Below are 17,386 nucleotides of genomic sequence, written 5' to 3'. Positions count from 1 at the left end.
CGTATATATTACTTGAAAGCAAGGGGGGAATAAGATGGAAGGTTATTTTCTAACAGATCGTGGTAAGATTCGGGCTCATAATGAAGATTCAGGTGGTCTATTTTATAATACAGATGATCAGCTAATTGCGATTATCGCTGATGGAATGGGTGGTCATCAGGCGGGAGATGTAGCGAGTCAGCTTGCTACAAAATTAATGAAACAAAAATGGCAAACAACAGATCGCGTAAATGCTCCAGATAAAGCCGAAGTATGGCTATCGGATACCATTTCAGATGTGAATCAATCTATATATGAACATTCGTTGCAAAACAAGGAATGTGAGGGAATGGGCACGACCATTGTTGCGGCCATTTGTACAGACGAATTTTTAACCATCGCACATGTAGGTGATAGCCGTGGCTACCTTTTAAATGAGAATGGTTTTAAACAAGTGACAGAAGACCACTCATTAGTAAATGAGCTATTACGTTCGGGACAAATCTCAGAACAAGATGCAGAATGGCATCCAAGGAAAAATATAATATTGAAGGCTGTGGGTACGGAAGAAACTGTTTCAGAAGATATATTAACCGTAGAATGGGAGGCAGGAGATAAGCTACTCCTCTGTTCTGATGGTTTGTCCGATAAGCTGAGTGAACAGGAAATGGCTGCTTATTTAACAGCAACGGGAGACTTGAAAGAAACAGGCTTGGAGATGATCAGATTAGCCAATGAACGAGGCGGAGAAGATAATATTACACTTATTCTCTTACAACATGGATCTTCGTTGGAAGCGGGTGAAGATGAATGAGAAGTGGTCACCTTTTAAATGAGCGCTATAAGATAATTGAAAAAATTGGCGGAGGTGGAATGGCGAATGTATTCCTTGCACGGGATACGATTTTAAACCGTGATGTTGCAGTAAAAGCGTTGCGTATGGAGTATATCCATGATGAAGAATTTATTGCACGCTTTGACCGGGAAGCGCAGTCAGCTACAAGTCTCTCCCATCCGAATATCGTTAATATTTTCGATGTAGGTGAAGAGGATCAAGTCCTCTATATGGTTATGGAATATGTGGACGGAATGACACTAAAGGAATACATACAAAATAATGGTCCAATTGATGTGCGTGTTGCATTGGATATTATGAAGCAACTAATATCTGCAATTGCGCATGCTCATGCAAACGATATTGTACATCGCGATATTAAACCGCAAAATATTTTAATTAACAGCTTTGGCCAGGTGAAAGTAACTGATTTTGGTATTGCTATTGCGTTAAGTGCAACATCTTTAACGCAAACAAATTCAATACTCGGATCGGTTCATTATTTATCTCCAGAACAAGCCAGAGGCGGTATGGCAACAAAAAAGTCAGATATCTATTCAATTGGAATTGTTCTCTATGAGCTATTAACAGGTAAACTTCCATTTTCAGGACAATCTCCTGTATCAATTGCATTAAAACATTTACAGACGAATACACCATCTGTAAGAAGGTTTAACCAAGATATTCCACAAAGTGTAGAAAATATTGTTTTGAAGGCGACTGCAAAAGATCCATTTCATCGGTATGAAAATATTTATGAGCTAGAGGAAGCAATTGAAAATGCATTACATCCCGATAAGCTGAATGAGCCTTTATACGCTCCACCAGTCGAGGTTGGAGAAGAAACAAAGGCAATTCCGATTATTACAGATCAGCAAATAGAAGAGGATATGGATCAGGCTACATTAGTTCATCAATTCGATGATGGCACAAAAAATTATCCTGAAGATCATCCAGCAGAAAAGAATGCAGGCAAAAAGGCTAAGAAAACGAAGAAAATAAAGGACAAAAAACCAGCCAAAACGAAGCCGCCTAAGAAAAAACGTGGCAAGAAAAAATGGATTATCATAATCGTTGTGTTACTTCTTCTTGCAGCAGGTATAGCAGCAATGTTCATAATTCCCGATCTGATGCAGCCGAAGGACATTATTGTCAAGGATGTTTCGGAGATGGAAGTTGAAGAGGCACGGGAAGTACTGGAAGCAGATAAATTTATTGTTGAGGAAGAGGAGACATACTCAGATGAAATTGAAGAGGGTCTAGTCGTACAAACGGATCCAAAGGCCGGAAGATCTGCGAAAGAAGGTAGTACTGTTACACTATTTGTAAGCCAAGGAAAAGAACGTGTGACATTTGAAGACTATGTAGGACGCGATTTTAGCCAGGTGAATCGATTACTGGAGGATGAAGGCTTTACGAATATAATAACCATTGAAAAGCATTCTGATAATCCAGAGGGCGAAATTATAACACAAATTCAGCCAGAACCAGGAAGTGAAGTTGTACCAAGTGAAGAAAGAGTTATTTTTGAGGTCAGCATTGGGCCAGAAGCGATTAGATTAAATAACCTCGCAGGAATGACGGAAGATGAGGCAAGGTCTTACTTAGAAGGTGAAAATCTTGTTATGAATGTGATAAAAGAAAATTCTGAAACGGTTCCTGAAGGAGAAGTTATTAGACAAGATCCAGCCTCTGGAGCTGAAGTGGAAGAAGGTTCAACGGTTAACGTGTATATTTCGAGTGGACCTGAAGCAAGGCCACCACGATCACACACAATAAGTCTTACTGTTCCGTACAATCCTGAAACAGAGGACGATGAGGAAGACCAAGGAAACGAAGGTAATCAAGGTAACCAAGGAAACGAAGGAAACCAAGGAAACCAAGGGAACCAAGGGAACCGAGGGAACGAAGGAAATCAGGAAGAAGATTCAGAACCCGTAGAACAGATTGTTCGCATTTATATTGGAGATGCAAACAACGAAATATCAGATGTGTACAGGGAAGAAGTAATTACAGAAGATCGTGAGTTTGAGTTTACATTAACGATTGCCCCTGATAGTGAAGCGGAATATACAATTACTAGAGACGACGAAGTCATACGAAACAGAACGGTTTCCTATGATGGCGAAGAGGAGTGAATCGATGGCAGAAGGAAGAATTGTTAAAGCTTTAAGTGGATTTTATTATGTGAAATCAAATAATATGATTTACTCCTGCAAAGGTCGGGGTGTTTTTCGGAATCGGAAAATCACCCCGCTTGTTGGGGATTTTGTAGAGTTCGAGGAAAGCAATCCCGGCGAAGGATATATTATGGAGATTAAAGAAAGAACGAACGAACTCGTTCGTCCACCGATAGCAAATATCGATCAAGCGATAATTGTTAGCTCTGCTGCTTCTCCGGATTTTAGCACTCTGTTATTGGATCGTTTTCTAGTGTTAATAGAATCGAAGGAAATAGAGCCGGTTATTTTTATCACAAAGATTGATTTAGTTTCTGCAGAAGCACGTCATGACATTGAAGCATATCAAGCTATATATAAGAAAATTGGTTATGCTGTCGAATTAATTTCATCCAAGCAACAAGATTTGCTTCCTGAATTGAAGCATTACTTCAGGAATAAAGTATCTGTTTTTGCAGGACAATCAGGTGTTGGAAAATCAACGCTTTTAAATGTATTAAAGCCATCTTTATTGCTAAAGACCGCAGAGATATCTAAAAGTCTTGGTAGAGGAAAGCATACGACAAGACACGTTGAACTGATGCAGGTAAATGGTGGACTTGTAGCAGATACACCTGGTTTCAGTGTGCTTGATTTTAATGAAATCGAAGCAGAATCATTATCAGATTGTTTTCCTGAAATGAGGGAAATACAAGAGTATTGTAAGTTCCGAGGCTGCATGCATTATAAAGAGCCTAAATGTGCTGTTAAGGAAGCGGTGGAAACGAACGATATTGCGCGCTTCCGTTATGATCATTATTTAAGTTTTCTAGAAGAAATACAATCACGAAAGCCGAGGTATTAATTATGACTAAAATTGCACCTTCTATTTTATCGGCAGACTTTGCCAAACTAGGTGAAGAAATAATCGATGTTGAAAAAGGCGGGGCGGATTATATCCATGTTGATGTAATGGATGGACATTTCGTGCCTAATATTACAATTGGACCGTTAATTGTCGACGCAATCAAGCCAGTTACAAGCCTGCCGCTGGATGTCCATTTAATGATTGAAAACCCGGATCCGTACATTCCTGTATTTGCTGAGGCTGGTGCTGCCATCATAACAGTACATCAAGAGGCATGTACACATCTCCACCGTACACTTCAGCTAATTAGAGCAAATGATGTAAAGCCTGGGGTAGTAATTAATCCAGCAACACCAGTAGAAATGCTTAAACCTATTTTAAAAGAAGTAGAACTTATATTAATTATGACAGTAAACCCAGGCTTTGGAGGACAGTCATTTATTCACGAAGCAGTAGAGAAAATTGAAAAATTATCCATGTGGCGTAAGGAATTAAATCTAGATTTTGAGATTGAAGTTGATGGGGGGGTAAACCCAGAAACTGCAAAATTGTGTACCGATGCAGGTGCTGATGTTTTAGTAGCTGGCAGCGCTGTTTTTGGACAAGCTGATCGACGTGAAGCGATTCAAGCGATACGTAATGCAACGAAAGGGTAATTATGATGAAAGTAGTAGCAATAGTAGGGAACGGACCATCCGGTTTGGTTCCCAATCTTTATTTGTTTAAAGACGAGATCGATAGCTGGATTGGTGCTGACCGTGGTGCATATTTGATAGCTGAGCAAAAAATTCCGTTAGAATATGCTGTTGGTGATTTTGATTCAATTGATAAACATGAAAGACAAGTAATTTCCAAAAATGCTGCATACATGGAAAGGCATCCAATCGAAAAAGACGAAACAGACATGGAAATTGCATTAAATCGAGCATATGCAATGAACCCCAGTAAAATATATTTATTTGGTGTCACCGGTGGCAGGCTGGATCATGAATTAATTAATATTCAGTTGCTATATACTATTTTAAATAAGGGTATTCAAGCTGTTATTGTGGATCAATCCAATCAAATAGAAATGCTGTCTCCTGGTATACATACAATAGAAAACCATGAAGCATACCCCTATATATCTTTAATCCCTTTTACAAAAGAAGTGGAAGGGATTTATTTATCTGGATTTTATTATCCTTTATCGAATACAACTATTTCATGGGGATCAACACTTTGCATCTCAAACAAGCTTCTTTCAAAAAAAGGTACTTTTTCATTTGATAAAGGCATAGTATTACTAGTAAAGAGTGGTGATACGATTTGAACGGTATGTTTGAATTGTAAAACAGGAGGGGTCCCTACTTATGAAATTCTATACGATTAAACTTCCAAGATTTGTCGGTGGATTTGTAAAAGTTGTAATTGGGATGTTTAAAAAAGAAAAATAATTGCCTAAGCTAGAAGGTTTTCGTTCATCTTTGTACACGCACTTATAGTTTCCTAAACATTAAAAAGCACCAGGTGCATTGCATCCGGTGCTTTTGGTCGTCTAATGTTAAGCTGACGCTCTGGTATATTATACGCGCTCTACTTTACCTGACTTAAGTGCACGAGCAGAAACATAAACTTTTTTAGGTTTACCGTCTACCATAATACGTACTTTTTGTACATTAGCTTTCCAATTACGTTTGTTGGAATTCATAGCGTGAGAACGAAGGTTACCACTGCGAGTTTGACGTCCAGTTACAACACATTTTCTAGCCATAATATTCACTCCTTACTCTATCATGTGTCAGTAATTACTTATACAATTTATCACAAGTAGACTAATAATGCAACGAATCTTTTTTTAAAATGTCAGATGGAGAGAGGATTGTGTCAATGGGATAAAGCGAAAATACTTGACAGATTATACGAAATCATTCATTGTAGTATGAGGTATTTTTAATTTTATTCGTATCATATTATAGTTGCTTTTAAATATGTTCTGTGTATAGTATAATTTGCTTATATTCTGTTTAAAGGTAATAAGAAATCAAAAGTATTAAGTACTATGATTTGCTTTTCATTCGATGCTTTTTGATATGTACGTTAAGGAGGATAATTATGTCCATTGAACTTCATACAACTGATGGTCAAGTAACAATTACAAATGAAGTTATCGCTACAATTGCTGGCGGAACTGCAGTTGAATGTTATGGAATTGTAGGAATGGCATCTAAAAGCCAAATTAAAGATGGAATTGCAGAGATTCTCAGAAAAGAAAATTATGCAAGAGGAATTGTAGTTCGACAAGAAGAGGATAAGTTGCATATTGATATGTATATTATTGTAAGTTATGGGACGAAAATTTCTGAAGTAGCAAATAATGTGCAATCACAAGTCAAATATACATTACATCAATCTTTAGGTTTATCCATCGACTCAGTAAATATTTATATTCAAGGAGTCCGTGTAGCAAAAGACTAGTTTTGTTTCGGGTTGTGGAGGAGGAAATTCAGTGACGGTAGAAAAGTTAGATGGCGTTACATTAGCACAGATGATACTCACTGGAGCACATCATTTAGCGAATAATGCCAAGAAAATAGATGCGTTAAATGTATTCCCAGTACCAGATGGTGATACGGGAACGAATATGAATTTATCGATAACTTCGGGTGCAAATGAAGTGAAACAACATACAAGTAATAATGCATCTGAGATAGCCAATGCTTTCGCAAAAGGACTGCTAATGGGAGCAAGAGGCAATTCTGGTGTTATTTTATCCCAAATTTTTCGTGGCTTTGCAAAAGGTATGGAAAAGAAGCAGGCATTGACGGTTGCTGATTTAGCTCAAGCATTCGATGCCGGTGTGGTTAGCGCCTATAAAGCAGTAATGAAACCTGTTGAAGGGACCATTTTAACTGTGGCAAAGGATTCAGCCAAGGAAGCTGTACGCCTGTCTGAGACAGAAAAAGATATTATTCTGTTCATGGAAAAGGTGCTTGCTGAGGCAAAAGCATCTCTAAAGCGTACGCCAGAGTTATTGCCTGTTTTAAAAGAGGTAGGAGTAGTTGACTCTGGTGGACAAGGACTTGTAACAATTTATGAAGGCTTTTTGGCTGCTTTAAAAGGGGAAGCATTACCGGCTGATACAACAGAAGTAAAGATGGAAGAAATGGTGAATGCTGAGCATCATAAAGTTAGCCAAGATTTCATGGATACGTCAGAGATTGAATTTGGTTACTGTACAGAGTTTATGGTGAAATTTGAGGATGATAAATTAGCAGAGTATCCATTTAGTGAAGAAAAATTCCGTAATGAATTAAGTGAGCTGGGAGATTCATTATTAGTAGTGTCAGATGATGAAATTGTAAAAGTTCACATCCATTCAGAAGAGCCAGGAACATGCCTAACAATGGGACAGCGTTTCGGAAGCTTGATCAATATGAAAATCGAAAACATGCGTCAGCAGCATGCGGCAATCGTTGGTGAAAAGTCACAAAATACAAAGAAGCAAAAAAGTAAGTATGGTGTTGTCACAGTAGCTATGGGAAGTGGACTAAAGGCATTATTTGAAAGTTTAGGTGTATCTGTGGTCATTGAAGGTGGACAAACGATGAACCCAAGTACACAGGATATTACGGATGCTATTCAAAAAGCAAATGCTGAGAATGTAATTATTTTGCCAAACAATAAAAATATTTGGATGGCAGCTGATCAAGCAGCAGAGCTTGCTGAGGGAAATGTAGCAGTTGTCGCGACAAAAACAATTCCACAAGGAATAAGTGCAATGTTGGCATTTAATTCGGAAGCTGGCATTAATGAGAATAAAGAAGCGATGGATGAAGCCCGTAAACATGTAAAAACTGGACAAATAACATATGCTGTAAGAGATACGCAAATTGATGGTATTACAATTGAAAAAGACAGCTTTATGGGTATTAATGAAGGTAAAATCGTTACAACACATAAAGATAAAACAGAAGCTGTTAAATTATTATTGAATGAATTAATTACAGATGAAGATGAAATATTGACTGTTTTACAAGGCGAGGATGTAGAAGAAAGTGAAGTTGCGGAGCTTGTGAACTATATTGAAGCAACATATGGGGATATCGAGGTTGAGATTCATAATGGTAATCAGCCCATCTATTCTTATATTTTCTCTGTAGAATAATGTTAAGGATTAAGATCGTGCGATAATGCACGATCTTTTATTGTGGATAAAACACTATAAAATTTGAATGCTGCGAATAATTTAGGAGCTGAGGCTTAGTTGGACTAGAAGCAGCCACACTTATGGACAGTCTGTATGTTGCAACGGCGTGTAAGGCAATAGAGGTGCATAAGACGAATCTTATCGATGAAACGATAAAACGTATCACGATTAAGGATTTTAAATTGTGCTCCTGATGCTGCTCAAATTTCTGCAGTTTTACTAAAGAGAAATGTTCAACATCAAAGAATATCGTTTTTTGTAAACGAAAAGCTTGATTTCTCGCCAAAAATCTGTATCATAGATATAGTATTGAATTAATCATATATTGATTAAAGATTTATTTACACTCTCAAACTATTTTGTCTTTAGTTAATCTACTAACAGACGAAGTAGACAAACCTCTCTTTTCGTTGTTCAGAAGATCCACCGTCTTCATCAGTCCCTAACTGAAAATGAGCGACATGTATGACAAACTTTTATAAACCATTAAAAATTAAATACAGCGTACTACGTGGTTCTCCTATGGAATCGCTTATTTGTGATTGTTTTCACATAGTTTCAAGTATGATCAATAACGATTAATTTAAATACGAAAAAAATCTACTGTCTTTGAAGGGGCCAATATGATTAAAAGATGGTTCTTTGTGAACCAAGATTTCTTACATCTACTTCTGTAAACGGTATGCCTTTTAACTCTGTTAAATAATTTAATTTATAGGTATTAAACAGTGTGAAGGTTCCCAATAATAATACAAACATATTTTTAAAATTTAGTATTTGTTTTGGATTTTGAAGAGGTGGGAAAACTGGTTATAGCACAATGATAGTAAAAGGAGGAAATGAATAGATGCAATTATTACCGCGTGAAATGGACAAGCTCTTAATTGTAGTAGCAGCTGATCTGGCAAGACGCAGAAAAGATCGAGGTCTGAAACTGAATCACCCTGAAGCAATGGCATTGATTACATATGAGCTGTTAGAGGGTGCGCGTGATGGTAAAACGGTTGCTGAGTTAATGGAATTCGGAGCAACGATTTTAACGCGCGAAGATGTAATGGAAGGTATACCGGAGATGATTGATGATATTCAAGTTGAAGCTACCTTTCCTGATGGTACAAAATTAGTAACGGTTCATCATCCGATACGTTAAAAGGAGTGACAAAATGATACCTGGTGAATTGATTTTAAAAGATGAAGAGATCATCTGTAATCAAAATAAAATAAGCTCGAAAGTTACTGTAATCAATACTGGCGATCGACCAGTACAAGTTGGCTCACATTATCATTTTTATGAAGTAAATGAAGCGTTGATATTCAATCGTGAGGAGGCATATGGAAAACGATTAAATGTACCTGCGGGTGCAGCAGTTCGTTTTGAACCTGGTGATGAAAAAGAGATCGAACTAATTGATTATGCAGGTGCGCGCGTTGTATATGGATTCACAAATAAAGTTGATGGGCCATTAGAAGGTAGGGATTCAAAATGAGTTTTAAGATGTCCAGAGAGCAATATTCACAAATGTATGGACCGACAACTGGAGACTCGGTTCGGTTAGCGGATACAGACTTATTCATACAAATCGAAAAAGATTATACGACCTATGGTGAAGAAGTAGTGTTCGGAGGTGGCAAGGTCATCCGAGACGGAATGGGACAGCATCCACTAGCTACTCGTGAAGAAGGAGTTCCAGATACCGTAATTACGAACGTGATTGTGCTCGATTATACAGGGATTTATAAAGCAGATGTTGCATTGAGAGATGGATTGATTTTTGCCATTGGAAAAAGTGGAAATCCGCTTGTTATGGACAATGTAGATATTGTTATCGGAGCTGCAACAGAGGTAATTGCAGGTGAGGGTAAAATTCTGACGGCAGGTGGAATCGATACACATGTTCACTTTATTAACCCTGCGCAAGTAGATGTTGCACTTACAGCTGGATTAACAACTTTAATTGGTGGAGGAACCGGACCTGGTGCAGGTTCGCGAGCGACTACGGTAACGCCGGGCGAATGGAACATGCATCGAATGCTTCAAGCTATTGAGGGACTTCCGATAAATATCGGTTTAACAGGTAAAGGTCACGCTGCAACAGCCGGCCCGCTTGAAGAGCAGATCCGTGCGGGAGCAATAGGTTTGAAGGTACATGAAGATTGGGGAGCAACACCATCTGCATTAGATCATTCATTAAAGGTAGCTGACGAATTTGACGTTCAAGTTGCCCTTCATGCAGATACATTGAATGAGGCAGGTTTTTTTGAAGATACGATGAGAGCAATTAAAAATCGTGTAATTCACATGTACCATACAGAGGGTGCTGGTGGCGGGCATGCACCAGATTTAATTAAATCTGCCGGTATGTTAAATGTGCTTCCATCATCGACGAATCCAACGATGCCATATACAGTCAATACAATTGACGAACACCTTGATATGCTAATGGTTTGTCATCACTTGAATCCATCTGTTCCAGAGGATATAGCATTTGCTGATTCACGCATTCGCAGAGAAACGATTGCAGCAGAGGATATCTTACAGGATATGGGTGTGTTCAGCATGATGAGCTCCGATGCACAGGCGATGGGACGTATTGGTGAAGTTGTCCTTAGAACATGGCAAACTGCTGATAAAATGAAGATGCAAATGGGGACAATGAAAGGCGATAGCAAATATGCGGATAATAATCGTGCTAAACGGTATATCGCCAAATATACCATTAACCCTGCAATTACACATGGAATTTCTGAATATGTCGGTTCGATTGAAGTAGGAAAGTCAGCCGACCTTGTATTATGGGAACCGCGCTTTTTTGGGGTAAAACCAGAGATGATTCTAAAAAATGGTCTTGCTGTACAAAGTTTGATGGGGGATGCCAATGCAACAATTCCAACCCCGCAACCAATGATTTATCGACCGATGTATGCTACAACTGGAAAAGCACTGGCAAAAAGTTCGTTTACTTTTGTATCACAAGCTGCTTATGACGATAACATTCAAGAAAAACTTGGACTGGAAAAAATGGTAAAACCGGTACGTGGGATTCGTCAGCTTACAAAGAAGGATATGAAGCTAAACACAGAAACGCCAGAAATTGATGTTGATCCACAAACGTATGAAGTACGAATAAATGGTGAAATAATTACATGTGATCCTGTTGACACGGTACCAATGGGTCAACGGTATTTCTTATTTTGAGGTGAAATGATTGATAATCGAAAAAATAGTTGGAAATATAAACGAAATGAATCAAGAAGAAATTAGTAAGCGACATAAAGAAAAGGTTTATCTTGAAAGTGCTCACCTAGTCAAGCGGATTCAACGAGTCGAAACAGATCATGGGAAAGAAATTGGAATTCGTCTAAGGGAGCCACGTGATTTAGTAGCTGGTGATGTACTATACATGGATGAAAAAAATATGATAATTATTGATGTGCTGTCAGACGATTTGTTGGTTATTAGTCCAAGAAGTATGCATGAAATGGGAACAATCGCTCACCAGCTTGGAAATCGTCATCTCCCAGCCCAGTTTGAGAAGGATGACATGCTTGTTCAATACGATTACTTAGTAGAGGAACTATTGCAAGAACTTGGCATTCCTTTCAAAAGAGAGGATCGTAAAGTGAACCAAGCGTTCCGACATATAGGACATAGCCATGATTGATCGTGCATTGGCTTTATTTCAGCTATGCGATTCAAATTTTCCTACGGGTTCTTTCAGTCACTCGTTTGGAATGGAAACATATATCCAAGAAAACCTAATTTTTGACAAAGAGTCCTTCTCCAAATGGCTAAAAGTGTATTTACATGAACAGCTCGTCTATTCAGATGGCTTAGCCTCGAAGCTTGCATATGAGGCACTAGTTGAAGACGAGTTGGACAAGGTATGGGAACTGGACCGGCTTTTAACTGTTCAAAATCTTGCGCGTGAATCACGGGTAGGTACACAGCGAATGGGAGAACAGATGATAACTATCGTAGAGGCATTATATAAAATTCCAATTACATCACAATATCGACAACGCATTAAAGAAAAGCGTTCATTTGGTCACTCCGCGCTTGCGTTTACAATCGTTGGTCATTATTTGCAAGTTGATAAGGAAATGACGATTCGATATTACTTATATTCAACCATTGCAGCGCTCGTTCAAAATGCTGTACGTGCGATTCCCTTAGGGCAAACGACAGGACAGCAGATAATCCACGAATTTCAGCAAGAGCTTAGTGTTGCAACGGCTAATGTAATGAAACTTGATAGTATTGATTTCGGAATTGTTTCACCAGGCTTGGAATTAGCTCAAATGCAACATGAACGTGTTAATATCCGAATTTTTATGTCGTAGTTTTAAGGGTGTGTTCAAGAGGAGAAAGAAAAGGTACGAGGTCGGCTAAGTAGCAACGTATTGGGATTTCGATGTTCAACATAGAATGTGGAGGTTTTTAGTCGAAGGTCCTTTGTTCTCGAACTGTCATTTTTACCGGACTTTTTGAACATCCTCTTTAATGAAATTTTATAAAGGAAGTGTTTGTATGGAACCAATTAGAATTGGAATAGGTGGCCCTGTTGGTGCAGGAAAAACGATGCTCGTAGAAAAACTTACACGTGCATTGGATGGAGAAATTAGCATGGCGGTTATTACGAATGATATTTATACGAAAGAGGATGCGAAGTTCCTTGTAGCAAATGGTATTTTGCCAGATGATCGAATCATTGGAGTGGAGACAGGTGGTTGCCCGCATACAGCGATTCGCGAAGATGCATCGATGAACTTCGCTGCAATTGAGGAATTGAAAGAAAAACATCCGGATGTTGAGCTGATTTTCGTAGAAAGCGGTGGTGATAACCTCGCTGCTACATTTAGTCCGGAGCTCGTTGACTTTTCGATTTATATTATTGATGTGGCACAAGGAGAAAAAATCCCGCGTAAAGGTGGACAAGGGATGATTAAATCTGATTTGTTTATTATTAATAAAACAGATTTAGCCCCATTTGTCGGTGCGAACCTTGAAATTATGGAGTCAGATACGAAGGTCTTCCGTGGTGATAAGCCATTTATTTTTACGAATTTGAAGGATAATGAAGGACTTGATAAGGTCGTAGATTGGATTAAAAAGCATGCATTGCTTAAGGGATTGGAGCAACATGACTGATTGGACTGGGATTCTCGAGTTAGACTTGGAGAACAGACAAGGAAGAACAGTAGCTAAAAAGGTTTATTTTCAAGGTGCATTAAAAGTGATGCGCCCTGTATATCTTAATAATTATAATTTTCCTTGCTATTACTTGCTAAATCCTGGTGGTGGCTATTTGGATGGCGATACGTACCGTATGAAAGTAACACTTGATGAAGGTGCCGAGGTTACGCTAACAACACAATCTGCAACAAAAGTGTATAAAACACCGAGTAAAGAAGCATACCAGGAAACAGAATTTCATTTGAAAAAAGATAGTTATTTAGAATATCTGCCAGATCCGCTGATTGCTTACCAGGACGCGCGTTACTTTCAGAAAAATACAGTATATATGGAAAAAGGTGCAACATTGCTTTATTCCGATATTTTGACACCTGGATGGTCTCCGGAAGGAAAGCAATTCAGCTATGATCAATTACGGTTAATTAACGAGATTTATATGGATAATGAATTGATTGCCTTTGACCATATTAACTTAAATCCAGGTGCTCAAGAAATTGGTGGTCTGGGATTTATGGAAGGCTATACACATTTAGGCTCGTTAATTGTGATTGGGGAAAAGACAGATTCTGCTCTGCTTGATCTGTTATATGAAACAATTAATGAAGAAACGGCTGATATAAAAGCAGGTTTATCAGAGCTTTATGTACCTGGTTTTACTATAAGATTACTGGCTAATTCTACACAGGTTATTGAACGTGTTTTCACTGCTTGTCATCACGCAATAAGCAATCAATGGTATCAAATGAAGCCGAGTTTTCTAAGAAAATATTAACCTCGTCCGACAATCGAAAAGGTTGTCGGGCTTTTTTCATTGCATTACATTTTAGTATAGATTCATACTATTGGATAAAGAGGGCATTTCTTTTACAAGAAGCACTCTTTTTGTTATTTCAGATTAATAAACGTAAGCAACTAGTTCGTTTTTAAAACTGGTATTTCAAACTTGCTGCGCCTTTACGAACTTTTATCAATAAAGGGATACATATAACGACAACAATTCCTTAAAATAACCTTTTAAAAAATAAATTAAAAATGCGCAAACTTTTTACGCTGTTCGAACGTCTAGTATGTATAAGCTTATTAACCGCCGAAAAAGGAGCTCTTTTAGATGGGTTTGTTTAAAAAATCAAAATTAGAAAAAGAATTAATCGCGTTTATTATAGAGAATAAGGAGAGTTGTTATCGGATTGCCTATAGCTATGTGGGGAATCAAGAGGATGCGCTTGATATCGTACAGGATGCAATTCATAAATCACTAATTCGCATCAACACATTGGAAAATCAAGTTGGTTTAAAAAGTTGGTTTTATAAGATAGTTGTAAACACTTCCCTGGATCATTTGCGAAAGCATAAAAGGCTGAGTGTAGTCGATGATACTGTGATGGAGGTTTTAGCAAATGGCAGAGAAGATGAGTATCACCATTTAGATTTACAAGAGGCGATTGACCACCTTCCAGATAAGTACAAAACAATAATCATACTTAGATATTTTGAGGACATGAAAATAGAAGAAATCGCTAAAATTGTAGGGGAAAATGTTAATACGGTTAAAACAAGGCTATACAGAGCATTGAAAATACTGAAAGTTGAACTGGACGAAGATTCAACAATTGAGGAGGAGGTAAAACGTGGGAAGAAATTTTAAATCCTTAAAGAAAAGGTATGATGAAATCGCGATTCCAAAGGAGCTTGATCGTGTTGTGCAAGATACACTGAAAAAACGAAGAACTAAAAGACTTACAGCTAAATGGTCTGCTGGTGTTGCAGCAGCTGTTTTACTATTTACAATGAGTGTGAATGTCAGTCCAGCAATGGCTCAGGCTTTATCTGAGGTACCTATTGTTGGAGAGGTTGTAAAGGTCATCACAATTACACAATTTGAGGAGGAAGATGAGCTTCTATCAGCAGATATTAAAGTACCGGCAGTGACAGACTTAGAAAACAAAGAACTTGAAGATAGTCTAAATGAGGACTACTTAGAGGAAGGCAAAACCCTTTATAAAGAATTTGAAGCTATTATGAAAAAGGTTAATGAGGGGGAAACTGGGCATTATGCGATTTCTAGTGGCTTCGAAGTGAAGACAGATAATGAGCAGATCTTTGTGTTAGAGAGGTATGTTAATAGAATTGCTGGTTCAGGTTCAACGACGCTTCAATATGACACGATAGATAAAAATAATGAAATATTGCTGTCGCTACCAATGTTGTTCAGTGATGAAAGCTACATTCAGATAATCAGCGAAAATATCAAGGATCAAATGCGTGAACAAATGAATTCAGATACTAATAAAATATATTGGGTGGAAGATGCTGGCTTGGAAGACTTCGGTGATTTCTTTGAAGCAATACAAGCTGAACAGCAATTTTATATTAATAATGATGGAAAGCTTGTTATCTCTTTCGATGAATATGAAGTTGCACCAGGATATATGGGAACCGTTGAATTCATAATTCCAACTGAAATTTTAAATGAAGTACTCGTTAGTAATGAATACATTCATTAATGACTTTGACCGTAATTGTAATCGAATTGCAAAAAAAAGTATAACATGTAGGTAAGGCTATTAGCTCTGCTAATAGTCTGGTAGAAAGGATAAATATAAAATGATTAGGAGAATACGTTGGCCGGGGTGGGTATTAATTATACTTATTGCGTTAACCATTTTTTTCATTTCAGGTGGGTCTGTTGGAAGTAGTACACAAACTGTGTCAACAGTTAAAAAAGAAGCAGATCATGAGTTGAAAGAAATGGTACTGCACGACAAACAGTTTCTGGTACAAAAGGATTCCGAAGTAGTAAATAGTTTGGATCCTAACGAGAAATATATTGCACTTACATTTGATGATGGCCCTAATTCTAACGTTACTCCCCAAGTACTAGAGGCTCTTGCTGAGCATGATGCTAAAGCTACCTTTTTCATGCTTGGCAGTCAAGCGACAGCGAACCCATCGATGGCTAAGGAAATTGCTATGGCAGGTCATGAAATTGGTAATCATACAAATTTACATCAAAATTTAGTTAAGTTAGATACATATGATATTGAAGAAGAAATTTCTGAATCAGCTAGAAATATAGAAGAAGCGAGCGGACAGTATCCGACAATGACTCGACCTCCCTATGGTATATTTGATGAGCGTGTTGAAGAAACAGCTACAGCATTAGGAAACTCTCTTATTTTATGGTCCGTCGATTCCTTGGACTGGAAAACGAGAAATGCGAAAAAGATAAAGGAGGAAATTCTGAACAGTATCACTCCCGGTGCAATTGTTTTGATGCACGATATCCACCAAGAAACAGCTGATGCTTTGCCTGAATTATTAACTGCACTTATCAACGAAGGTTATCATTTTGTAACTGTTAGTGAGATTTTATCTTTGCCAGTAGATGTGGGTGCTGGACCATATTACAAAGTGAAATATTAAAACTTAAAGCTAATTCTATGGGGCTGAAGATGGGAACCAATTTATGTACATTATAAAAGTTGCTGGTGCAGTTTTTTTACTTCTGATAAATAAATTACAATAATTGTCATAAATACAATACTTTACAAATGCAATTGAATAGTACATTATTGTTGTTATAAAAATATTGTTATTTAGTTTGAAAGCCGATTTTTTTTATGAGATTCGGGAATATAGTAAGTAAAGAATCAATTCGAGGAGGCGTTGGCGCTGGTCGATAATTTTGAAGTTGAACAAATTTTTGAAGATCGCACGTATGAAAGACATCAATTCAAGTTAAAAGTGCATGGAAACCAATATGTTGGTAATTTCCATGATGGTGAAATTCAATGGCTTAATCCGCATCCACAACAGGATTTGGGAGATGCGTATTTGAAAGCTGTTGAATTAGAAGTGCATCGGCTTTTAGATGAGCATGGAGTAAAAGATGAAACAGATGACATTGAAGTAAAACCCCTGTTTGCTGATCAAACGCACGATGTGCATCAGTTTAAGCTGTCGATCCAAGGGAATGAATATAAAGGAATCTTTCGAGATGATGAGATCAGGTGGTTCCATCCAAAGCCAGAGAGGCATTTAAAAGATGAGCGAGTAGAAAAAGTAGAAGTGATGGTACAAGAAAAAATTCAGAAGCATATTGAAGAATCGAGAGATGATGCGAAATAGACAAAAACCGCCCCGACTTAGAGGATTTAGGCTA

Annotated in this window: 20 protein-coding genes; 19 read left to right on the top strand and 1 reads right to left on the bottom strand. The window is 37.8% G+C overall.

The features are described from left to right. Positions 1-34: 34 nt before the first annotated feature. The 6 genes from MHH64_RS15495 to spoVM are packed head-to-tail and all read left to right on the top strand — an operon-like array spanning position 35 to position 5,277. The gene (locus MHH64_RS15495) at positions 35-793 is read left to right on the top strand and encodes a Stp1/IreP family PP2C-type Ser/Thr phosphatase (RefSeq protein WP_095308546.1); all 759 of its coding nucleotides are present in this window, start codon (positions 35-37) and stop codon (positions 791-793) included. Continuing rightward, complete coding sequence (pknB, locus tag MHH64_RS15490; RefSeq protein ID WP_118888946.1) at positions 790-2,952, top strand: Stk1 family PASTA domain-containing Ser/Thr kinase; 2,163 nt, start codon at positions 790-792, stop codon at positions 2,950-2,952. The genes MHH64_RS15495 and pknB overlap by 4 nt, the downstream gene beginning before the upstream one ends. A 4-nt stretch (positions 2,953-2,956) precedes the next feature. Further along, a complete protein-coding gene (rsgA, locus tag MHH64_RS15485) occupies positions 2,957-3,838 on the top strand; it encodes a ribosome small subunit-dependent GTPase A (RefSeq protein ID WP_118888945.1) in 882 nt (293 codons plus the stop codon). Between the two features lie 2 nt (positions 3,839-3,840). After that, positions 3,841-4,497, top strand: a complete 657-nt coding sequence (gene rpe, locus MHH64_RS15480; RefSeq protein ID WP_095308549.1) for a ribulose-phosphate 3-epimerase — start codon at positions 3,841-3,843, stop codon at positions 4,495-4,497. Between the two features lie 2 nt (positions 4,498-4,499). Further along, positions 4,500-5,153, top strand: a complete 654-nt coding sequence (locus MHH64_RS15475; protein WP_340001994.1) for a thiamine diphosphokinase — start codon at positions 4,500-4,502, stop codon at positions 5,151-5,153. Between the two features lie 40 nt (positions 5,154-5,193). Beyond that, positions 5,194-5,277 carry a stage V sporulation protein SpoVM gene (gene spoVM, locus MHH64_RS15470; protein ID WP_095308552.1) on the top strand — a complete coding sequence of 28 codons (84 nt, stop codon included), beginning with the start codon at positions 5,194-5,196 and terminating at the stop codon, positions 5,275-5,277. Between the two features lie 128 nt (positions 5,278-5,405). Here spoVM and rpmB read toward each other — a convergent pair whose 3' ends face one another. Next, entirely contained in the window at positions 5,406-5,594 is a 189-nt protein-coding gene (rpmB, locus tag MHH64_RS15465) for a 50S ribosomal protein L28 (protein ID WP_095308553.1), read from the bottom strand. A gap of 341 nt (positions 5,595-5,935) precedes the next feature. Here rpmB and MHH64_RS15460 point away from each other — a divergent pair, with 341 nt between their 5' ends. The 13 genes from MHH64_RS15460 (at position 5,936) to MHH64_RS15400 (ending at position 17,352) form a co-directional block, all read left to right on the top strand. Then, positions 5,936-6,298 carry an Asp23/Gls24 family envelope stress response protein gene (locus MHH64_RS15460; protein WP_095308554.1) on the top strand — a complete coding sequence of 121 codons (363 nt, stop codon included), beginning with the start codon at positions 5,936-5,938 and terminating at the stop codon, positions 6,296-6,298. Positions 6,299-6,329: 31 nt separating this feature from the next. Beyond that, positions 6,330-7,988, top strand: a complete 1,659-nt coding sequence (locus MHH64_RS15455; protein ID WP_095308555.1) for a DAK2 domain-containing protein — start codon at positions 6,330-6,332, stop codon at positions 7,986-7,988. Between the two features lie 889 nt (positions 7,989-8,877). Beyond that, on the top strand, positions 8,878-9,180 hold the full coding sequence (locus MHH64_RS15450; RefSeq protein ID WP_095308556.1) for an urease subunit gamma: 303 nt from the start codon (positions 8,878-8,880) through the stop codon (positions 9,178-9,180). A gap of 13 nt (positions 9,181-9,193) precedes the next feature. After that, positions 9,194-9,517, top strand: coding sequence for an urease subunit beta (locus MHH64_RS15445; protein WP_095308557.1), 324 nt, complete (start codon positions 9,194-9,196; stop codon positions 9,515-9,517). Further along, positions 9,514-11,226, top strand: a complete 1,713-nt coding sequence (gene ureC / locus MHH64_RS15440; RefSeq protein ID WP_095308558.1) for an urease subunit alpha — start codon at positions 9,514-9,516, stop codon at positions 11,224-11,226. Before MHH64_RS15445 ends, ureC begins: the two co-directional genes overlap by 4 nt. A 10-nt stretch (positions 11,227-11,236) precedes the next feature. Beyond that, entirely contained in the window at positions 11,237-11,692 is a 456-nt protein-coding gene (gene ureE / locus MHH64_RS15435; RefSeq protein WP_095308559.1) for an urease accessory protein UreE, read from the top strand. Continuing rightward, on the top strand, positions 11,685-12,371 hold the full coding sequence (locus MHH64_RS15430) for an urease accessory protein UreF (RefSeq protein ID WP_095308561.1): 687 nt from the start codon (positions 11,685-11,687) through the stop codon (positions 12,369-12,371). Before ureE ends, MHH64_RS15430 begins: the two co-directional genes overlap by 8 nt. A 187-nt stretch (positions 12,372-12,558) precedes the next feature. Continuing rightward, complete coding sequence (gene ureG / locus MHH64_RS15425) at positions 12,559-13,179, top strand: urease accessory protein UreG (RefSeq protein ID WP_340001993.1); 621 nt, start codon at positions 12,559-12,561, stop codon at positions 13,177-13,179. After that, complete coding sequence (locus MHH64_RS15420) at positions 13,172-13,996, top strand: urease accessory protein UreD (RefSeq protein WP_095308563.1); 825 nt, start codon at positions 13,172-13,174, stop codon at positions 13,994-13,996. The genes ureG and MHH64_RS15420 overlap by 8 nt, the downstream gene beginning before the upstream one ends. Before the next feature lie 336 nt (positions 13,997-14,332). Beyond that, positions 14,333-14,869, top strand: coding sequence for a sigma-70 family RNA polymerase sigma factor (locus tag MHH64_RS15415; protein ID WP_095308564.1), 537 nt, complete (start codon positions 14,333-14,335; stop codon positions 14,867-14,869). After that, positions 14,853-15,728, top strand: coding sequence for an anti-sigma-V factor rsiV (locus tag MHH64_RS15410; RefSeq protein WP_118888941.1), 876 nt, complete (start codon positions 14,853-14,855; stop codon positions 15,726-15,728). Before MHH64_RS15415 ends, MHH64_RS15410 begins: the two co-directional genes overlap by 17 nt. Positions 15,729-15,828: 100 nt before the next feature. Next, positions 15,829-16,647 carry a polysaccharide deacetylase family protein gene (locus MHH64_RS15405; protein WP_095308566.1) on the top strand — a complete coding sequence of 273 codons (819 nt, stop codon included), beginning with the start codon at positions 15,829-15,831 and terminating at the stop codon, positions 16,645-16,647. A gap of 243 nt (positions 16,648-16,890) precedes the next feature. After that, on the top strand, positions 16,891-17,352 hold the full coding sequence (locus MHH64_RS15400; protein ID WP_095308567.1) for a HicA family toxin-antitoxin system: 462 nt from the start codon (positions 16,891-16,893) through the stop codon (positions 17,350-17,352). The last annotated feature ends 34 nt before the right edge of the window (positions 17,353-17,386 follow it).

This window comes from Oceanobacillus sp. FSL K6-0127 (assembly GCF_037983385.1).
Classification (GTDB): Bacteria; Bacillota; Bacilli; order Bacillales; family Amphibacillaceae; genus Oceanobacillus; species Oceanobacillus profundus.
This window is presented reverse-complemented; position numbering and strand designations above follow the sequence as displayed.